Source organism: Novimethylophilus sp. (assembly GCF_036504375.1).
Lineage (GTDB): Bacteria > Pseudomonadota > Gammaproteobacteria > Burkholderiales > Methylophilaceae > Novimethylophilus.
Genome location: NZ_DASXVH010000072.1, coordinates 1 through 3,968 on the forward strand (window position 1 = coordinate 1; position 3,968 = coordinate 3,968).

General features: G+C 56.8%; 3 protein-coding genes. 2 read left to right on the plus strand and 1 reads right to left on the minus strand.

The genetic code is table 11. The features are described 5' to 3' along the window. Both VGK14_RS10760 and VGK14_RS10765 read left to right on the plus strand, forming a co-directional pair. Positions 1-1,174: right-handed parallel beta-helix repeat-containing protein (locus VGK14_RS10760; RefSeq protein WP_331509089.1), on the plus strand; the 1,174-nt coding region annotated here is incomplete at its 5' end. Between the two features lie 328 nt (positions 1,175-1,502). Continuing rightward, a complete protein-coding gene (locus tag VGK14_RS10765) occupies positions 1,503-2,552 on the plus strand; it encodes an NB-ARC domain-containing protein (RefSeq protein ID WP_331509091.1) in 1,050 nt (349 codons plus the stop codon). A 3-nt stretch (positions 2,553-2,555) separates the two neighbouring features. Here the strand turns inward: VGK14_RS10765 and VGK14_RS10770 are convergent, their stop codons facing one another. Further along, positions 2,556-3,809: an ABC transporter permease gene (locus VGK14_RS10770; RefSeq protein ID WP_331509092.1), complete on the minus strand. Its 1,254-nt coding sequence runs from the start codon at positions 3,807-3,809 to the stop codon at positions 2,556-2,558. Positions 3,810-3,968: the final 159 nt, after the last annotated feature.

A 3,968-nucleotide genomic window follows, 5' to 3' on the forward strand; every position in this document is an offset into this window, starting at 1 on the left:
AATTGCCCCTGCGATCACGCAACTGATCCGCCTGGAAGGCAAGCCGGAGACAAGCGAAACAGTCAAGAACGTGACCTTCCGCGGGCTCAAGTTCGCGCATGCCGATTGGACGATGGGACCCAAGGGTTATGCCGATACGCAGGCCGCCGTTCCTGCCGGAGCTGCGATTGAGGGCATCGGCGCACTGGACTGCAAGATCGAAAAATGTTCCATCGCGCACTCAGGCGGCTATGCTGTGTGGTTCGGCCGAGGCTCTAAGCGCAACCATGTTCTCTCGTCGGAAATGTTCGATCTCGGTGGCGGAGGGGTAAAGATCGGCGAACCGAAGCAGTTCCCAGCCGAAGCCGAGCAGAATTACGAGAATGTGATTGCTGATAATCATATTCACGACGTCGGGCTGGTCTATGCACCGGCAGTCGGCATCTGGGTTTTACAGAGCGGACGCAATCAGATCGTGCACAACCACGTGCACGACCTTTTCTACACAGCCATTTCGGTGGGCTGGACATGGGGCTACGGACTCAATCAATCCAAAGGCAACCTGATCGCCTTCAATCACCTGCACAATATCGGCAAGGAAATTCTGAGCGACATGGGCGGCATCTACACACTAGGGATGCAGCCGGGGACGATCATCCGCAACAACCTGATTCACGATATCTCCTCGTTCACCTATGGTGGCTGGGGGATTTATCCGGATGAGGGCTCGACGGAAATGCTGATCGAGAACAACATCGTCTACAACTGCAAGAGCGCAGGATTTCATCAGCATTACGGGCGAGAGAATATCGTACGCAATAACGTGTTTGCATTCAACCGCGAGAATCAGTTGATGCGCACGCGTGTCGAAACCCACGTCTCGTTTATCTTTGAACGCAATATCGTGTATTTCGGTCAAGGCCGTCTGCTGGGCAGCAACTGGACAGGAGATCAGTTCAAGATGAACGGCAACACGTATTTCGATACCCGTTCCTCAAATATCCGTTTTGCGGGGAAGACTTTCGACGAATGGAAGGCTGGGGGCCAGGATAAGACCTCGCAGATTGCCGACCCACAATTCGTCAACGCATCCAACTTCGATTTCCGCCTGAAACCGACGAGTCCGGCGCTGAAACTTGGCTTTCGCCAGATCGATATGACGAAGGTTGGCCCGCGCACTCCGGCAGGTCCTTAAACGGGTCTTTGAAGGCTCGCAAAAGAGTGAAGCCCCGGTCTGGGAACCGGGGCTTTACTTAGAGGGGCTGCGGGAGGGCTGGGTCCCTCCCGCGGGGATGCTTAAGTCAATGAAGACTTAGTAAGTGACTTTCCTTAGTGCAGCTTTGTTGCCAAAGTCAAAAAGATATTAAGTCCTTTAGATCTGCTCTACTGTACGCTTCGATACAGCACCCGGGGGTGGGTGATTTTTTGCAGTGTGGCAAATCGCGCACCCAGTTGGTGTGGAATGAAGCCTTATTAATTTTGTGGCTGCGCGGTTTGTACCGCCAGCGTTGCTAATATCTAATTTGCTGCCTTCGACGTCCGACGAATTGTTGAGCCACGCTGGGTTTATTCCGGCTCGCAACCCGGCTTTCTCAGGCCGGGATGCCGAACTGGAGATCCTGCGTTCGGCCATCGTGGAAAAGCCAGGCGTTGCCGTAATCCGCGGGAATCCGGGGAGCGGGAAAACGGCGCTGGCTTGCGAATTCGCGAACCGATTCGCCAAGGAGTTCGATGGCGTGATCTGGCTCTACTCGGGAGAGCGTCCGCCGATGGAACTGGCCGGCGAGATTGGCCTCCAGATGCGGCATCGAATGGATGGCGACACCGAGAACAACCTCTATGAGCTGGCGACCATTTTCGAGTGGAAGCGCTATCTGCTGGTGCTGGATCATGTTCTACGCAAATCTAAACTTGTTACGGCGGGAAAAAGCTCCACGCTGATTACGACGCGTATGCCGCGCCTGATGCCCGGGGCGCCGGGCGCAAAACTAGACGCACCGAAGCATCTGGAAAAATTCAGTGGAGAAATCGTTTCCGCAATGGCTGCGTGCTCGCCGGCAGGCTTTCCGTTGTCGCTGGCGGGGGAACTGGCTGGACAGGAAATCGACGGCATTCCAGCCCCCGCACAGGTCCTGAACATAGATTCCTTTCGCTGTGCCTTGCCGCAATTTGTGATCGATCAGGCGCTGATCCCTGATGAATTGCGCACGCGGCACGCGGAAGCTGCCAGCCGGCAACCCGTAACGGCTGGGATGATTCCGGACCTCTATCATGCTCTGCGCTGGACGCTCTCTCGTCCGGAATCGTGGGAACTGGCCTGCGAGCTGGCACGGCATATCATCTCTTTCACGCAGTTCGAAGGCCGCATCGCGGAAGCCTTTGAGGTGATGGAGACGATTTCCGCCGCGGCCGAGATCAAGGAAGACTACCGCACGCTGAATCGCTATGCTCGCGAGCGGGTCTGGATGCTACAGGCGTGGGGCCGCGATATGGAGGCCAAGTCGCTCGAAAGACGCAGCCGCCGATGGCAGGCCGTACAGCTGCCACTGCCCTGGGATGAGGGCTGGACGTAATAGTTATTCGTAGCGCAGGGCTTCGGTGGGATCCAGTCGCGAAGCTTTGATGGCCGGCATCAACCCGCTCAGCACCCCGACCACCGCGAGAATGGCTGCCGATATCGCGACAGTGCTGAGGGAAATCACCAGATGGATGTCACCTTGGCCGCTGGTCTGCTTGTACATAGGCCCGAGCATCGGAATCGTACCCACGACGGCGGCAAGTCCGTACGCCACGATAATGCCGCAGAAACCACCTGTCAACGTGATGGCCAGCGCCTCTGCAATAAACTGTAGTTTGATGTGGAGCTTGCGTGCGCCGAGAGCCCGGCGCAATCCGATTTCACGGATGCGCTCATCTACTGTAACCAGCATGATGTTCATGACCCCGACCCCACCGATCCCTAACGTCAGCGTTCCAATGAAGGTCAACAAAACCTGCAATCCAATGGTGAGGCCGTCGATCACGGGACGAAACTGCTCCCGCCCGAACATCCGTATGGCGCGCTGATCGGAGGGCGAGAAACGTTGACGCTTCCCGATTGCCTGCATTACCTGCTGCTTGGCCTGTGGTTCAAACTTGCCAAAGACGGATTCCACCACCATCACAGCACCGTAGCGGTTGTCCCATAAATCGCCAGCCGTCGTGTATGGAATGAATGCCGAATTGTCGTCGCTCGAGAAGTAATTGCTCATCTGCATCTTGAAATCCATGACGCCGATGACAGTGAATCGTAAGCCTCCGATCACAATGGTTTCGCCGACCGCCTGACGTCCGCTGAAAAGCTTGTCTTTAAGACGATTGCCCAGGAAAACGACACGCCGGCGCTCGCGATAATCCTCAGCGCTGATCCAACGGCCCTCAGCTGCCACTTCGTTGCGCATATCGCCGTATTCCGGACAAACGCCGCGCACGTTCTCGTCGGCCATGCGCTCCCCGTAAAAAATTGCCTGGCCTTTCACCGTTTCCAGGCAGGCATGTTTAATGTACGAACCTTCCTGCAGCACGGCATCGACATCCGCCTGCTCAAAACGGATGCGCCGGCCAGCGCGCTCGCCGCCCGCCTGTTCGCTGGTCTGCCCGGGCCAGCAGATGATTGCTCCCTTGCCGAATGCGAGAAAGCTGGTCAGCAAAACACTTCGGAAGCTGCTCCCGTACGCAAGCAGCAGCGCTACAGAGACGATGCCCCAGGCGATGCCGAGCATGGTCAGGAAGCTGCGTAGCGGACTGCGACGCAAGGTGATCCAGGATTGCCGCAGGATTTCGAATAGCATCAGCTTCCAGCCTCATAACGCAGCGCTTCAATCGGATCCACGGCGGCCGCTCGACTGGCCGGATACAGTGCGGACAGAATCGCAATGCCGCCGAGCAAACCGAAGGACAGCAGCGCGGAATCCCACGTTGGCAACAAGCCTGCGAAGAACTGTGGCATC

What these genes read in the sequence shown, in the direction of transcription:
- VGK14_RS10770 (WP_331509092.1), bottom strand. Translation starts at nt 3,809, where the DNA reads ATGCTATTCGAAATCCTGCGGCAATCCTGGATCACCTTGCGTCGCAGT.